This window comes from Phreatobacter sp., assembly GCF_022843985.1.
Taxonomy (GTDB): domain Bacteria; phylum Pseudomonadota; class Alphaproteobacteria; order Rhizobiales; family Phreatobacteraceae; genus Phreatobacter.
In genome coordinates, this window is record NZ_JALHMP010000006.1 from 47,444 (window position 1) to 60,716 (window position 13,273).

A 13,273-nucleotide genomic window follows, 5' to 3' on the forward strand; every position below is an offset into this window, starting at 1 on the left:
GCCGCACGCGCTTGCTGCTGGGTCAAAAAGCGTCTATCCGGTTTCTGGGGCGCGACGGGTGGAACCCACCATGGCCGGGCACGCATTTTCGGATAGGAAATTCAAGGGGTTGCTGATGTCCGCAAGCGCAAAGACCGCGACGCTCACTCTTGGCGACAAGACCATTCCGCTGTCGATTTCCAACGGAACCGTGGGCCCGTCGACCGTCGATATCGGCAAGCTCTACGCACAGACGGGGATGTTCACCTACGACCCGGGCTTCACCTCGACCGCAAGCTGCGAAAGCAAGATCACCTATATCGACGGTGACGAGGGCGTCCTGCTCTATCGCGGCTACCCGATCGAGCAGCTCGCCGAGCACGGCGACTTCCTTGAGACCTGCTATCTGCTGCTTTACGGGGACCTGCCGACCGCCGCCCAGAAGGCCGATTTCGACTATCGCGTCACGCACCACACCATGGTGCACGACCAGATGAGCCGCTTCTTCACCGGCTTCCGCCGCGACGCCCATCCGATGGCCGTCATGGTCGCAGCCGTCGGCGCCCTGTCGGCCTTCTACCACGACTCGATCGACATCGCCGATCCGCACCAGCGGATGATCTCGTCGATCCGCCTTGTGGCCAAGCTGCCGACGCTTGCCGCCATGGCCTACAAGTACTCCATCGGCCAGCCCTTCGTTTACCCGCAGAACTCGCTCGACTACGCCTCGAACTTCCTGCGCATGTGCTTCTCCGTGCCGGCCGAGGAGTACAAGGCCAATCCGGTCCTCGCCCGCGCCATGGACAGGATCTTCATCCTTCACGCCGATCACGAGCAGAACGCCTCGACCTCGACGGTCCGTCTGGCGGGCTCGTCGGGTGCCAATCCGTTCGCCTGCATCGCGGCCGGCATCGCCTGCCTCTGGGGACCGGCCCATGGCGGCGCCAACGAGGCGGCGCTGAAGATGCTCGGCGAGATCGGCTCGGTCGAGAACATCCCGAAATATGTCGCCAAGGCCAAGGACAAGAACGACCCGTTCCGCCTGATGGGCTTCGGTCATCGCGTCTACAAGAACTACGATCCGCGCGCCAAGATCATGCAGAAGACCTGTCACGAGGTCCTCGGCGAACTCGGCATCAAGGACGACCCGCTGCTCGACGTCGCCGTCGAACTGGAGCGCATTGCCCTGTCCGACGACTATTTCGTCGAGAAGAAACTCTATCCTAACATCGACTTCTATTCGGGCATCACGCTCAAGGCGATGGGCTTCCCGACCGACATGTTCACCGTGCTCTTCGCCCTCGCGCGCACCGTCGGCTGGATCGCCCAGTGGAAGGAAATGATCGAGGACCCGCATCAGAAGATCGGTCGTCCGCGCCAGCTCTACACGGGCGAGTCGCGCCGCGACTACACGCCGATCTCCCGGCGCAAGTGATCGCCAGCCACGGGTGATCCCTGGCAGTCGCGCCGGTCAGTCGGGTTCAGCGGGGCGCTTCGGCGCCCCGTTCCTTTTCGGGCGGTGCGGTATCGCGCAAGCAGGCAAGGACGATCCGGGCGGCCTTCACGCTGGGTGCTTCGCCGGCAAAGTCCATGATCCCATCGATCCGCGCGAAGGCGGCGATCTGCCGGTCCCGCGCCGGCCCGTCGACGAGGATTGCCGACAGGGCCGCAGCCACAGCCTCGACCGTGGCGTTCTCCTGCAGGAATTCAGGGACCACCTTGTCACCGACGACCAGGTTCGCCAGCACGGCGGTATCGACCGTCACCAGCCGGCGGACGATCTGCGCCTCGAGCCAGCCGGCCCGGTAGGCCACCACCTGGGGCACACCGGCGACGGCAAGCTCCAGGGTCACCGTCCCCGAACAGGCGAGCGCCGCATGGGCCGACCTGAAGGCGGCGAATTTGGCCGCCTCGCCGTCGATGATCCGTGGCTTGACTGGCCAGGTCGCGATCTCGCGCAGGATCAGATCGCGATGCTGCGCCACCGCCGGCAGCAGCCAGTCGACCGGGCCGTGTTCGGCCTCGACCCGCGCCAGCACCCCGGCATAGAGCGCCGACAGGCGGGTGATCTCGTTGCGCCGGCTCCCGGGCAGGACCAGGACCTGCGGGGGCGCCTCGGTCCGCCGCCGGGCCTCTCCAGGACCGGGGCGGATCTCGGCGACCCGCTCGCTGATCGGATGGCCGACATAGGTGGTGGGCGGCCCGCCGAGACGGCGGTGGACCTCGGGCTCAAAGGGCAGCAACGCCAGAAGGTGGTCGATATAGGGGCGCATCTCCGCCGCCCGTCCGGGGCGCCAGGCCCAGACTGTCGGCGAGACATAGAAGACGATCGGCATGGCGGGGCGGAACTTGCGCACCTGCCGCGCCACCCGCCGGTTGAACCCCGGGGCGTCGATCAGAACCAGCACGTCCGGCGGATCTGCGAGGATAGCAGCGACCGTCTCGCGGATGCGCCTGAGCACACGCGGAATGTGGATGATGATGGAGGTGATACCGAACAGGGCGATCTCCACCATGGGGAACTGCGAGGACAGCCCGCGGGCTGTCATGCGGGGCCCGGCAACGCCACGGAAAGCGACGGGTCCGCCATGCTCGCTGACGAGTGCGTCCATGAGGTGCGCCCCGAGTTGGTCCCCGGATTCCTCGCCCGCAATGATGAAGATGTCGAGCGGTTCCCGGGCAGTACGCGCGCTCATGATGGCCCGCCATCCGCCGGAACGCCGACGACGAAGAGACCGTGGCGGTCGGCAAGGGCAATCACCTGCTGCAGGTCGACGACGAGGGTCGAGCCGGCGACAACGGCGATGCCCTTGAGGCCTGCGACCGCGGCCTTCTCGACGGTCGCCGGCCCAATGGCCGGCATGTCGACGCGGCGGTCCTGGTGCGGCTTCGGCGCCTTGACGAGGATGCCGCTGCCCATCGGCCATTTCAACCGCCCGGCCGCCCGCATGGCGGTGCAGCGATCGAGCATCCCGTCCGTCCCCTCGGCCCCCTCGACAGCCACGATGCGCCGGCCGCCGATGACCATGCCCTGGCCGACATCGTAGGGCCCGAGCGCGGCGATCGCGTCCCGGGCGAGCGCAATATCCTCGCGGTCGGCCTCGCAGGGGCCAAGTGATCCCAGGGGTCCTTCGGGAATAAGCAGTTCCGGCGCTACGTCCTGCGCCCCGAGCAGACGGAACCCTTCGCGTTCGAAAATCCCGGCAATACCGCGGAGCAGGTGATCATCGCCGCCGCGATAGAGCCGCACCAGATCCGGCAGCACGCGCAGGCCACCGAGGTCGGGCATGGTGGTCCACAGATGGGGCCGAACCAGGGACCCGATCAGCACGAGATCGCGGCAGCCGGCCTTGCGTGCCTGCGCCACCATGGCGCCGAACTGGCCGATGCCGATCCAGGCGTGCGGATAGGACTGCAGCTCGGGACCGGCGATGCCCTTCAGCAACAGCGCAAAGACGGGCCGCCCCTGCTCCGTCGCCGCCCGCGCGAGCGCCAGAGGGAAACTCCCCGCCCCCGCGATGATGCCGAGCGGGCCCGTCTCAGTCATCGGTGGCGGTCGTGCCCGTCCCGGCGACCCGCGTCTTCTTCGGTGCCGCCATCATCACCGGCCGCTTCTCGCCGGCCTCGATAAAGGCGATCAGACGGCCGGCGGCAGGATGCTCACGATAGGCCGCCGTGGCGTCCGCCAGCCGCTCCGCGAAGGTGCCGACGCCGTAGAACAGCGTCTCGTAGCAGGCGCGCACCACCCGGAGGTCGTCACGGGTCAGTCCGCGGCGCTTCATGCCGACGACATTGAGACCGATCAGCTCGCCGGACACGCCGTTGGCACCGAAGGCCATGCCATAGGGAATGACGTCGTCCTTGACGCCAGTCAGACCGCCAATCATGGCGAAATCGCCGATGCGGGTGAACTGGTGAACGGCGCAGAGGCCACCAAGAAAGACATAGTCGCCGACCTTCACATGGCCGCCGAGGGTGGCCGCATTGGCGAAGATCACGTTGTCGCCTACCCGGCAGTCATGGGCGACATGGGCATAGGCCATGAGGAAGCAGCGGTCGCCGATGATCGTCGCGCCGCTCTTCGGCGTGCCGCGATTGACCGTGACGCTTTCCCTGACGACGCAGTCCTCCCCGAGGCTGACCGTCGTCGGCTCGCCCTTGTAGGAGAGGTCCTGCGGGGCCGTGCCGATCGACGCGAAGGAATAGACCTCGCTGCGCGCCCCGATCGTCGTGTGGCCGTCGAGATTGACATGGGCATGCAGGGTGACGCCGTCGCCCAGAACGACATCCGGGCCCACCGTGCAGAAGGGCCCGATCCTGACCCCCTGCCCCAGCACGGCCGCCGGCGCCACATAGGCCAGGGGATGGATCTCGGTCGCGCGCGCGCTCATCGGTCAGGCGTCCGCCAGCATGGCCGAGAGTTCGGCCTCCGCGACCAGCTTGCCATCGACAAGGGCCTCGCCACGGTAGAACCAGATGTTACGCTTCTTGGCGATCTTCGTCATGTGATACTCGATCCGGTCTCCGGGGATGACCGGCTTGCGGAACTTGGCCTTGTCGATGGTCATGAAGAACACGAGCTTGCCGGTGCCACCGACCGAGGTCAGGGCCATGACGCCACCGGTCTGGGCCATGCCCTCGATCATCAGCACGCCCGGCATGATCGGATTGCCCGGAAAATGGCCCATGAACTGCGGCTCGTTAGCCGTGACGTTCTTGATCCCGATGCCGAATTCATCGGCCCGGATGTCGACGATCTTGTCGATGAGCAGAAACGGATAGCGGTGCGGCAACACGCTCAGGATCTTCTGGATGCCGGCCGTATCGATGCTGGTCGTCGTCTCGTTCATCGTCAGGAAGCCCCCTCGTCCTTGTCCGCCGGCTTGGCCCGCGCCAGCCGCTCCACGGCGGCGATCTCGCGGAACCAGTCACGCACCGGCTTGGCCGGTCGACCACCCCAACGCGCGCCGTCGGGCACATCATCCTTGACGATCGACGTCGCGGCAATCTGCGCGCCATGACCGACCGTGACATGGTTGTTGACGCCGACCTGGCCACCAAGCATGACGAAATCGCCCAGCCGCGCCGAACCGGAAATGCCGACCTGGCTGACGATGACGCAGTGACGGCCGATCTCGACGTTGTGGGCGATCTGCACAAGATTGTCGATCTTCGTGCCCTCGCCGATCACCGTGTCGAGGACATGGCCCCGATCGACGGTCGTATTGGCGCCGATCTCGACATCGTCCTGGATGATCACCCGGCCGATCTGCGGCACCTTGGCATGTTTCATCCGGCCGAGCTCGAAACCGAATCCGTCCTGACCGATGCGCACACCGGCATGGAGGATCACGCGGTTACCGACGAGCGCGTGAACCAGCGACACATGCGGGCCGATGGCACAATCGCGTCCGATGCGGACACCCGGGCCGACGACGCAGCCCGCGGCGAGGATGGTTCCCGAACCAACTTCGGCCTGCGGCCCGATGACGACACCGGGGTCGACGACGACACCCGGTTCAAGCCGCGCCGAGGGGTGAATCATTGCACCAGGGGATGTCCCGGTGGCCCCGAACAGCGACTGCGGGCGCAGCGCCTGCGGAAAGAGCCTGCGTGACACCGAGACGAAGGCTGCGTGGGGATGGGACACGACGATGGCCGCAACCCCCTCGGGAACGAGGTGGCTCTGGCGTGCCGCCACAAGACAGGCTGCGGCACGCGTCGCCGCGAGCTGTTCGGCATATTTCGGATTGTCGAGGAAGGACAGGCTGTCCGGCGACGCATTGGACAGCGCCGCGACCCGGCGGATGACACGCTCGCCGTCGCCGCCGGTCCAATCGACCTTCAGAAAAGCCGCGACCGAGGCGACGGTCATCGCCTCGGCCGGAACAAGGAACTGGGGATCGCTCATGATCATCCCGCCAGGGACCGCGGCGCCCCTGGAGCGGGACGCCTGCGGTCAGAAGCGCGTGCCGCCCGAGAAGCGGAAGGCCTGCGTCTGGTCACCCTGCGCCTTGGAAAGGACGAAGGAATAGTCGAAGCGGATCGGGCCGAAGGGCGAGTTCCACAACAGGCCGACACCGACGGAGGAGCGAATCTTGTGGGCATCGGACCCGTTCAGTGTCACGGGCAGGTTCGCGCCACCTGTATTGAACGAGGTGATGCCGCTGTAGCCCCAGACCGAGCCGGCATCGGCATAGAGAGCGCCGCGCATGCCGAAGTCACGCGGCAGGAAGGTTATCGGGAAGGTAACCTCGGCCGAAGCGCCCCAATACATGGTGCCACCGATCGCGTCGGCCTCCCGGTTGATGCCCTGAAGCCCAGCCACCCGCCGGATTTCGAAGTCTCGCGGACCGATGCCAGCCGTCTGGAAGCCGCGCACGAGCTCCGGACCCATGAAGAACTGATCGACCGAGTCGAGCCGGCCGCCCAGACCGGCGATGTGACCGCCCTGGACGCGGAGCATGCCGACCCAGTCATTGGTCAGGTCGTGATAGTAGCGCGCGTCACCGGTCGTGCGGATGAACCGGGCATTGCCGCCGACACCGGCCACGTCCTGGCGCAGCTCGGCGAACAGACCCTGGGTGGGATTGGTCGCGCGATCGAGGTTCGAATAGATCAGCGAATAGCCGACCATGGAGATGAAGCGGTTCTTCTTGTTGATCGCGCGCAGAGCCGCCGAGACCTCGCCATCCCGCAGACAGCTATACGGAGTTCCCGTATTCACCGCGGTCGGCAGCCCGTTCGCATCCGTGAATTGCGGCGTTCCGGCACCAAGACCGGCTGTACGAGGATCCGACGCCTCGAAGAACTGGCCATCGGAATAGCGGCTGAGCTGGCCGCCATAACCGGTGAAGCAGTTCAGCTGATCGTCGCGCATCGAGATCCGCTGCGACACGGCGCTGTAGCGCAGCTGCATGGCGAACTGCTCGGTGATCGGAATGCCCAGACGGAGCGTGCCGCCATAGGAGGTCGATTCGAACGGCTGGAAGCTGGCGCGGCTGGTGTGCCGGTAGAACAGGTCGAAGCCACCCGACAGACGATATTCCATCAGGAAGGGTTCGGTGAACGAGAAGTTGATACCGCGCGAGCGCTGGCCATACATGCCACCGAGGCGGACAAACTGGCCGCGGCCGAGGAAGTTGCGCTCCTCGACCGAGGCCTCGGCGATGAAGCCGTCCGCCGTCGAAAAGCCGCCGGCGATCGAGAATGCGCCCGTCGGCTGGTCCTGGACCTCGACATTGACGATGACACGGTCAGCAGCCGAACCCGGCTCGGTGGTGATCTTGACCTCCTTGAAGAACCCGAGGTTCCTCAGGCGGCGCTCGGCGCGGTCGACGAGAACGCGGTTATAGGCGTCACCCTCGGCCATATCGAATTCGCGGCGAATGACGCGGTCTTGGGTGCGGGTATTGCCGCGCACGTTGATGCGCTCGACATAGACACGCGGGCCTTCCTCGACGACGTAGACGAGATTGACGGTCAGCGTCGACGGGTCGCGCTCGCCGCGCGGACGCACGGAGGCGAAGGCATAGCCGCGACGGGCAACCTCGAGGGTCACGTCCTCCAGCGACTTGTCGACCAGCTCGACATTGTAGACCGCGCCAGGCGCCGTCTTCACGGCGCTGCGCAGGGTCGCGCCATCGACGTCGCGGATGTTGGACTGCACGTCGACCGTGCCGATCCGGTACTGCGGGCCTTCCTCGATCTCGATATAGATGGTGAAGGCATTCGCCGCCTGGTCGAAGTCGGCGCGGGCCGAGAGGACGCGCATGTCGACATAACCGGCACGCAGGTAGAGCCGGCGGATCGCTTCCTGGTCGGCATTGAGCCGATCGGCATCATAGACGTCGTTCGATTTCAGCCAGGACAGGATGCCGCTTTCCGCCGTCGACATCACGTCGAGAAGGCGCTGGCGGCCAAAGGCGTTGTTGCCGACGAAATTGATGGCGCGGACGCCGGCCTTCTTGCCCTCAGTGATCTCGAAGATCAGGTCGATACGGCCATTGGGCTGCTCGATGGTCTTCGGAACGATCTCGACCTCATAGCGGCCGGTGCGGCGGTAGACGTCATAGAGACGCTGGGTATCGGACTGGACCGTGGCGCGGGAAAAGGTGCCGCGAGCCCGCGACTCGATCTCACCCTGCAGCTGCTCGGTCTTCAGGCGGCGATTGCCCTCGAAGACGACGCGGTTGATCACTTCGTTCTCGGCGACCTGGACAACGAGGCGGCCACCCTGGCGGCTCACGCGCACGTCACGGAACAGGCCGGTCGCATACATGGCCTTGATGGCCTCGTCGACGCGGGCGGCGGTGAGAGGCTCACCCGGGCCGGTGCGGAAATAGGACCGCACCGTGTCGGCCTCGATGCGCCGATTGCCCTGGACGACGATCGCCCCGGCGGACTGCGCATAAACCTCTGTCGAGAGCACCATGCCCGCGGTCGTGGCCATCACCACGCCCACTGCGGTCATCGTCCCTGCGATCACGACCGTTCGGACCGTCCGAGCGAAAGAAGTCATGAAGCACGCGCCTGTCTGTTCGTTATGTCGGTTTCACGCGAACGCGAACCACCCGTGGATTCCGCCCGGGCGAAACGCTTGTAACCGGTTTGTCCCGGAGTGCAAACCGCACCGCCGAGCCTCCGCGGGTTTTTCGAAATCCGTTGCTGGATCGCCACGCCTGCCATCAGCCGACGAGCCCCCGGATGTCGTTCCAGGTGGCGAAGATCATCAGCATCAGCACCAGCGCCAAACCGAAGCGAAACGCCATTTCCTGGGCTCCTTCGCTCATCGGACGGCCGCGCACGGCCTCGATCGCGTAGAAGACCAGATGGCCGCCATCGAGCATCGGAATGGGGAAGAGGTTGAGCAGGCCGATGGACACCGAGATGAGCGCGGCGAGGCTCAGGAGCGCGACGAATCCGATCTGCGCAGCCTCGCCCGAGACCTGGGCGATTCTGATGGGGCCGCCGAGCTGGTCGGCGCTCTGGGTGCCCATGATGACACCGCCGAGATAGGCGAAGGTCCGGTCGACCACGAACCAGGTCTCCTTCATGCCCATCCAGGTGGCCGTGAGGGGATCGTAGCGGCGGATCTGCGTGTCCCCCGCCTGGTTCGAGCGCGAGATGCCGAGGCGGCCAATGCGATGGGTGCCGCCGAAACGGTCCTTGAACTCGTAGACAGTCGGAACGGCGGTCAGGTCCATCTCGCGGCCGTCGCGCTCGACCTTGATGGTCAGGGTCTCGCCGGCACTGGCACCGACGATCCGCTGCATGTCGGAGAAGCTCTCGATCGCCCGCCCGCCGATGGCGACGACAAGATCGCCCGGCTGGAACCCGGCCTTGGCCGCGGCGCTGTCCGCCACGATGGTCTCGACGCGCGGCTGGGTGATGGGCTTGCCGAAAACGGTAAAGACGACGGCGAAAATGACGATGGCGAGGATGAAATTGGCAATCGGGCCGGCTGCGACGATCGCCGCGCGCTGGCCGATGCTCTTGTGGAAGAAGCTTTCCGAGCGTTGTTCCTCGGACATGACCGAAGCGCTCTCGAAATCTGGCTTCGAGGCGGCATCGGCATCGCCATAGAACTTGACGTAGCCGCCGAGCGGGATGATGCAGAATTTCCAGCGCGTGCCGTGCCGGTCGTTGAACCCGACGAGTTCCCGGCCGAAACCGACCGAAAAAACCTCCACACGCACGCCGTTGCGGCGCGCGACCCAGAAATGCCCGAGCTCGTGGAAGAACACCACGACGGTCAGCACGAACAGGAACGGAATGATGGTCCAGATCAGGGTCTGGCCCCATCCGCCGAGAGCGGAAACCACGTTCATTGCATTGTCCCATGGATATGGGCCCTGGAAATCCCGGACTCATACCCTCCCGAATTCAAGATGCCGCAGCCGGTGCGTTAAGCATAGTGGCCCGCGCCCGCTGTCGTGCGGCATGGTCAATCAACCATAAATCGTCCAATGTGGCCGGAGCGGGGCCGACCCCTTCCGCCGCCAGCACGCTCTCGACGATTCCAGCGATGGCGGTAAAGCCGATCTGCCGGGCGAGGAAAGCTTCGACAGCCACTTCATTGGCAGCATTCAGCACCGTCGGCGCCCTGCCCCCGGCCGCCATGGCCTCGATGGCGAGGCGCAACGCAGGAAAGCGCACCAGATCGGGCTCCTCGAAGGTGAGCGTGGCGATCGCCGCGAAATCGAGCCGCCGGGACGGCCCATCGATTCTTTCGGGAAAGCCAAGGCAGTGGGCAATGGGCACCCGCATGTCCGCCGCGCCGAGTTGGGCGACGATGGAACCGTCGCGATAGCCGACCATACCGTGGACCACCTGTTGCGGGTGGATCAGCGCCCGGAGGCGATCGGGTGGTAATGAGAAAAGGTGATGGGCCTCAATGAGTTCGAGACCCTTGTTCATCAGGCCGGCGGAATCGACCGTGACCTTCGCCCCCATGGAATAGTTCGGGTGCTTGAGGGCGTCCTCCGGTCGCGCCGCTGCGATCGCGGCCGCGTCCCAGGTCCGGAAAGGCCCGCCCGACGCGGTAATCCAGACCGTCTCGACATCGTCCATGCGCGACCCGGCGAGCGCCTGGAAGACAGCATTGTGCTCGGAATCGACGGGGAGTACCTGCACCCGTCGCGCGCGGGCCGCTGCCATGACCATAGCGCCCGCCGCGACGAGGCTCTCCTTGTTGGCGAGCGCGACCGTCGTGCCCTGTCCGATGGCCGCGAGAACCGGCTCGACGCCGGCCGCGCCCGAGATCGCGGCGACAACCATGTCCGCAGGCCGTGCCGCGGCGGCGGCGACCGCTGCCGGGCCGGCGCCAGTCTCGATGCCGGTTCCCGCCAGGGCCTCGCGCAGGGCCGGATAGGCGCCCTCGTCGGCGACTGCGGCAAATCGCGCGCCGAGGTCGCGGGCGATCCGGGCGAGGCCCGCCGCATCGCCGTTCGCCGTCACCGCCTCGATCGGGAATCGGTCGCGATGGCGCGCGACGATGTCGAGAGCACTGGTCCCGACCGAACCCGTGGCGCCCAGAATCGTCAGCCTGCGCATGCCGCTCACCATACCAGCACGCCGGCCGCCGGGTTGCCGACGCCGCCGCGCATCAAGCCGACGGCGGCGGCGGCGACGGCGGCAACGAGAAAGCCGTCGAGACGGTCCATGACACCGCCATGGCCAGGGATGATCGACCCGGCATCCTTGGCGGCGAAACGGCGCTTGACGGAGGATTCGAAGAGGTCGCCGCCCTGGCTGAGAGCCGCGATCACCCAGGTCGTCAGCGCCAGCCCGACGCTGAGCTGCAGGCCGGCAATCTTGACCACGATGAGAGCGATCACCGTGCCGATCAGCGTGCCGCCGATGAAACCCGACCACGTCTTCTTCGGCGACAGCTGCGGCCACAGCTTCGGGCCGCCGATCGACCGGCCGGCGAAATAGGCGGCCACGTCGGTGCCCCAGACCACGGCAAAGAGCCAGAGAATGGCGACGAAGCCGAGATTGTTGTCGTCCCGCAGGATCGTCGGGCCGAGAACCACCGCGGCCGCGTAGAGAAGGCCGGCGATCGCCCAGCGCGAGCGTCCTTGCGGGCTCAGCGCCAGGGCAACGCCCGCCCCGGCGCCGAGGGCGACCATGGCAAAGCCAGGATTGAGGAAATACCGCTCGAGGCCGAGAGCGACGGTCAGGGCGGCGAGTTCGCCGACATAGAGCGCCATCGGCGCACCCGGCAGGACCAGGCGATTCCACTCGCGCAGAACCAGCGCGGCGCCGAAGAGCCAGAGGAGTGCGAAGGGCCAGTCGCCGAGCCAGGCTGTGAAGATCGCCACCGGGATGAGGACCAGGGCGGACAGGATCCGCTTCTTAAGGTCGGGATCGGAAAAGGCCCCGGCGGGGCGCTGATCGGGGTGCATGTCAGGCGCCGACAGCGCCGAGGCCGCCATAGCGACGCTCGCGGCGGCCATATTCGACGAGCGCCTCCATCAGCGCCTCACGGCCGTAGTCAGGCCAGAGAATGGTCTGGAAGACGAGCTCGGCATAGGCCGACTGCCACATCAGGAAGTTCGACAGGCGCATCTCGCCGGATGTGCGGATGACGAGGTCGGGATCGGGGACACCGGCCGTATTGAGGCGCGCCGCAATCGCCTCCGGCGTGATGCTCGCCGCACTGCGATCCCCACGCGCCACCTCCTCCGCCAGGGCCCGGGCTGCGGCAGCGATCTCCTGGCGGGACCCGTAGTTGAAGGCAACGATGAGCGTTTGCCGCGTGTTGCCGCGGGTCAGCGCCTCGGCCTCGGTCAACAGCAGCCGGATGTCGGGCTCAAGGTTGTCACGATCACCGGCGATGAGGACCCGCACGCCAGCCTCGTGCAGTTCGGCCAGATCGTTGCGGATGAAGCGTTTGAGCAGCCCCATCAGAGCCGAAACCTCGGCGGGCGGCCGCGACCAGTTCTCGGAGGAAAACGAATAGACCGTTACGATCTCGATGCCGATCTCGCGGGCGGCGCGCAGGGTCCGCCGGAGCGCATCGACACCGCGCCGGTGGCCTTCGATGCGCGGCAGGCCGCGCTGCTTCGCCCAGCGGCCATTCCCGTCCATGATGATGGCGACATGGCGCGGCAGAGACGTCGGCGCTGCGGTCGCAACGCCGTGTTCTGCGGCCAGGCCTTGTCGGTCCACCATGGTCATGTCCGTGCCCGCGCTCAGACCGTCATGATCTCTTTTTCCTTCTGCGCAAGCAGTTGGTCGATCTCGGCGATATGCTTGTCGGTTTCCTTCTGGACCTGATCGGCGGCGCGGACGTTCTCATCCTCGCTCATCGAGTGGTCCTTCTCCTTCGCTTTCAGGATGTCCATGCCGTCTCGGCGGATGTGACGCACGGCGACACGCGCGCCCTCGGCATATTTGTGCGCGACCTTGACCATGTCCTTGCGGCGATCCTGCGTCAGTTCCGGGATGCGCAGGCGGATGACCTGGCCCTCGGTCTGCGGATTGAGACCCAGGCTCGATTCGCGGATGGCCTTCTCCACCGGACCCACCATCGCGCGGTCCCAGACCTGAACCGACAGGAGGCGCGGCTCGGGCACGCTCACCGTGGCGACCTGGTTGACATGCATCGACTGGCCGTAGGCTTCGACCTGAATCGGGTCGAGGAGGTTGGGCGACGCGCGACCGGTGCGGAGCGTTCCCAGCTCGTGCTTGAAGGAAGCGATCGAGCTCTGCATGCGACGGGTGATGTCGCCAAGATCGAAGGTCGGGGACGCGGCCATGGGGTACGCCTCTTGGAGATTGCGCGGAG

General features: G+C 66.2%; 12 protein-coding genes. 1 reads left to right on the plus strand and 11 read right to left on the minus strand.

From position 1 onward, the window contains the following. Nucleotides 1-115 precede the first annotated feature (115 nt). A complete protein-coding gene (gltA, locus tag Q0C57_RS05720; RefSeq protein WP_296573325.1) occupies nucleotides 116-1,414 on the plus strand; it encodes a citrate synthase in 1,299 nt (432 codons plus the stop codon). A 46-nt stretch (nucleotides 1,415-1,460) separates the two neighbouring features. Here gltA and lpxB read toward each other — a convergent pair whose 3' ends face one another. The 11 genes from lpxB to frr all read right to left on the minus strand — a co-directional run bounded on the left by lpxB (nucleotide 1,461) and on the right by frr (nucleotide 13,244). Continuing rightward, on the minus strand, nucleotides 1,461-2,675 hold the full coding sequence (lpxB, locus tag Q0C57_RS05725) for a lipid-A-disaccharide synthase (RefSeq protein WP_296573328.1): 1,215 nt from the start codon (nucleotides 2,673-2,675) through the stop codon (nucleotides 1,461-1,463). Continuing rightward, entirely contained in the window at nucleotides 2,672-3,526 is an 855-nt protein-coding gene (lpxI, locus tag Q0C57_RS05730) for a UDP-2,3-diacylglucosamine diphosphatase LpxI (RefSeq protein WP_296573331.1), read from the minus strand. Before lpxI ends, lpxB begins: the two co-directional genes overlap by 4 nt. After that, nucleotides 3,519-4,370 carry an acyl-ACP--UDP-N-acetylglucosamine O-acyltransferase gene (gene lpxA, locus Q0C57_RS05735; RefSeq protein ID WP_296573334.1) on the minus strand — a complete coding sequence of 284 codons (852 nt, stop codon included), beginning with the start codon at nucleotides 4,368-4,370 and terminating at the stop codon, nucleotides 3,519-3,521. The genes lpxI and lpxA overlap by 8 nt, the downstream gene beginning before the upstream one ends. A 3-nt stretch (nucleotides 4,371-4,373) precedes the next feature. Next, the gene (gene fabZ / locus Q0C57_RS05740; RefSeq protein ID WP_296573337.1) at nucleotides 4,374-4,829 is read right to left on the minus strand and encodes a 3-hydroxyacyl-ACP dehydratase FabZ; all 456 of its coding nucleotides are present in this window, start codon (nucleotides 4,827-4,829) and stop codon (nucleotides 4,374-4,376) included. Between the two features lie 2 nt (nucleotides 4,830-4,831). Further along, nucleotides 4,832-5,890 (minus strand): UDP-3-O-(3-hydroxymyristoyl)glucosamine N-acyltransferase, encoded by a 1,059-nt coding sequence (lpxD, locus tag Q0C57_RS05745; RefSeq protein WP_296573340.1) that lies wholly within the window; start codon nucleotides 5,888-5,890, stop codon nucleotides 4,832-4,834. A 48-nt stretch (nucleotides 5,891-5,938) separates the two neighbouring features. Continuing rightward, on the minus strand, nucleotides 5,939-8,452 hold the full coding sequence (gene bamA, locus Q0C57_RS05750; RefSeq protein WP_296573343.1) for an outer membrane protein assembly factor BamA: 2,514 nt from the start codon (nucleotides 8,450-8,452) through the stop codon (nucleotides 5,939-5,941). Nucleotides 8,453-8,666: 214 nt separating this feature from the next. Continuing rightward, nucleotides 8,667-9,809, minus strand: a complete 1,143-nt coding sequence (gene rseP, locus Q0C57_RS05755; protein WP_296573346.1) for an RIP metalloprotease RseP — start codon at nucleotides 9,807-9,809, stop codon at nucleotides 8,667-8,669. Nucleotides 9,810-9,864: 55 nt separating this feature from the next. Next, nucleotides 9,865-11,046: a 1-deoxy-D-xylulose-5-phosphate reductoisomerase gene (dxr, locus tag Q0C57_RS05760; protein WP_296573349.1), complete on the minus strand. Its 1,182-nt coding sequence runs from the start codon at nucleotides 11,044-11,046 to the stop codon at nucleotides 9,865-9,867. Beyond that, entirely contained in the window at nucleotides 11,040-11,888 is an 849-nt protein-coding gene (locus tag Q0C57_RS05765; RefSeq protein WP_296573351.1) for a CDP-archaeol synthase, read from the minus strand. The genes dxr and Q0C57_RS05765 overlap by 7 nt, the downstream gene beginning before the upstream one ends. A 1-nt stretch (nucleotide 11,889) precedes the next feature. Next, nucleotides 11,890-12,657, minus strand: a complete 768-nt coding sequence (locus tag Q0C57_RS05770) for an isoprenyl transferase (protein WP_296573354.1) — start codon at nucleotides 12,655-12,657, stop codon at nucleotides 11,890-11,892. A gap of 20 nt (nucleotides 12,658-12,677) precedes the next feature. Then, nucleotides 12,678-13,244 carry a ribosome recycling factor gene (gene frr, locus Q0C57_RS05775; RefSeq protein ID WP_296573757.1) on the minus strand — a complete coding sequence of 189 codons (567 nt, stop codon included), beginning with the start codon at nucleotides 13,242-13,244 and terminating at the stop codon, nucleotides 12,678-12,680. Nucleotides 13,245-13,273: the final 29 nt, after the last annotated feature.

What these genes read in the sequence shown, in the direction of transcription:
- frr (WP_296573757.1), bottom strand. Translation starts at nt 13,244, where the DNA reads ATGGCCGCGTCCCCGACCTTCGATCTTGGCGACATCACCCGTCGCATG.
- rseP (WP_296573346.1), bottom strand. Translation starts at nt 9,809, where the DNA reads ATGAACGTGGTTTCCGCTCTCGGCGGATGGGGCCAGACCCTGATCTGG.
- dxr (WP_296573349.1), bottom strand. Translation starts at nt 11,046, where the DNA reads ATGGTGAGCGGCATGCGCAGGCTGACGATTCTGGGCGCCACGGGTTCG.
- lpxI (WP_296573331.1), bottom strand. Translation starts at nt 3,526, where the DNA reads ATGACTGAGACGGGCCCGCTCGGCATCATCGCGGGGGCGGGGAGTTTC.
- Q0C57_RS05770 (WP_296573354.1), bottom strand. Translation starts at nt 12,657, where the DNA reads ATGGTGGACCGACAAGGCCTGGCCGCAGAACACGGCGTTGCGACCGCA.
- bamA (WP_296573343.1), bottom strand. Translation starts at nt 8,452, where the DNA reads ATGACCGCAGTGGGCGTGGTGATGGCCACGACCGCGGGCATGGTGCTC.
- gltA (WP_296573325.1), top strand. Translation starts at nt 116, where the DNA reads ATGTCCGCAAGCGCAAAGACCGCGACGCTCACTCTTGGCGACAAGACC.
- lpxA (WP_296573334.1), bottom strand. Translation starts at nt 4,370, where the DNA reads ATGAGCGCGCGCGCGACCGAGATCCATCCCCTGGCCTATGTGGCGCCG.
- lpxD (WP_296573340.1), bottom strand. Translation starts at nt 5,890, where the DNA reads ATGAGCGATCCCCAGTTCCTTGTTCCGGCCGAGGCGATGACCGTCGCC.
- lpxB (WP_296573328.1), bottom strand. Translation starts at nt 2,675, where the DNA reads ATGAGCGCGCGTACTGCCCGGGAACCGCTCGACATCTTCATCATTGCG.
- Q0C57_RS05765 (WP_296573351.1), bottom strand. Translation starts at nt 11,888, where the DNA reads ATGCACCCCGATCAGCGCCCCGCCGGGGCCTTTTCCGATCCCGACCTT.
- fabZ (WP_296573337.1), bottom strand. Translation starts at nt 4,829, where the DNA reads ATGAACGAGACGACGACCAGCATCGATACGGCCGGCATCCAGAAGATC.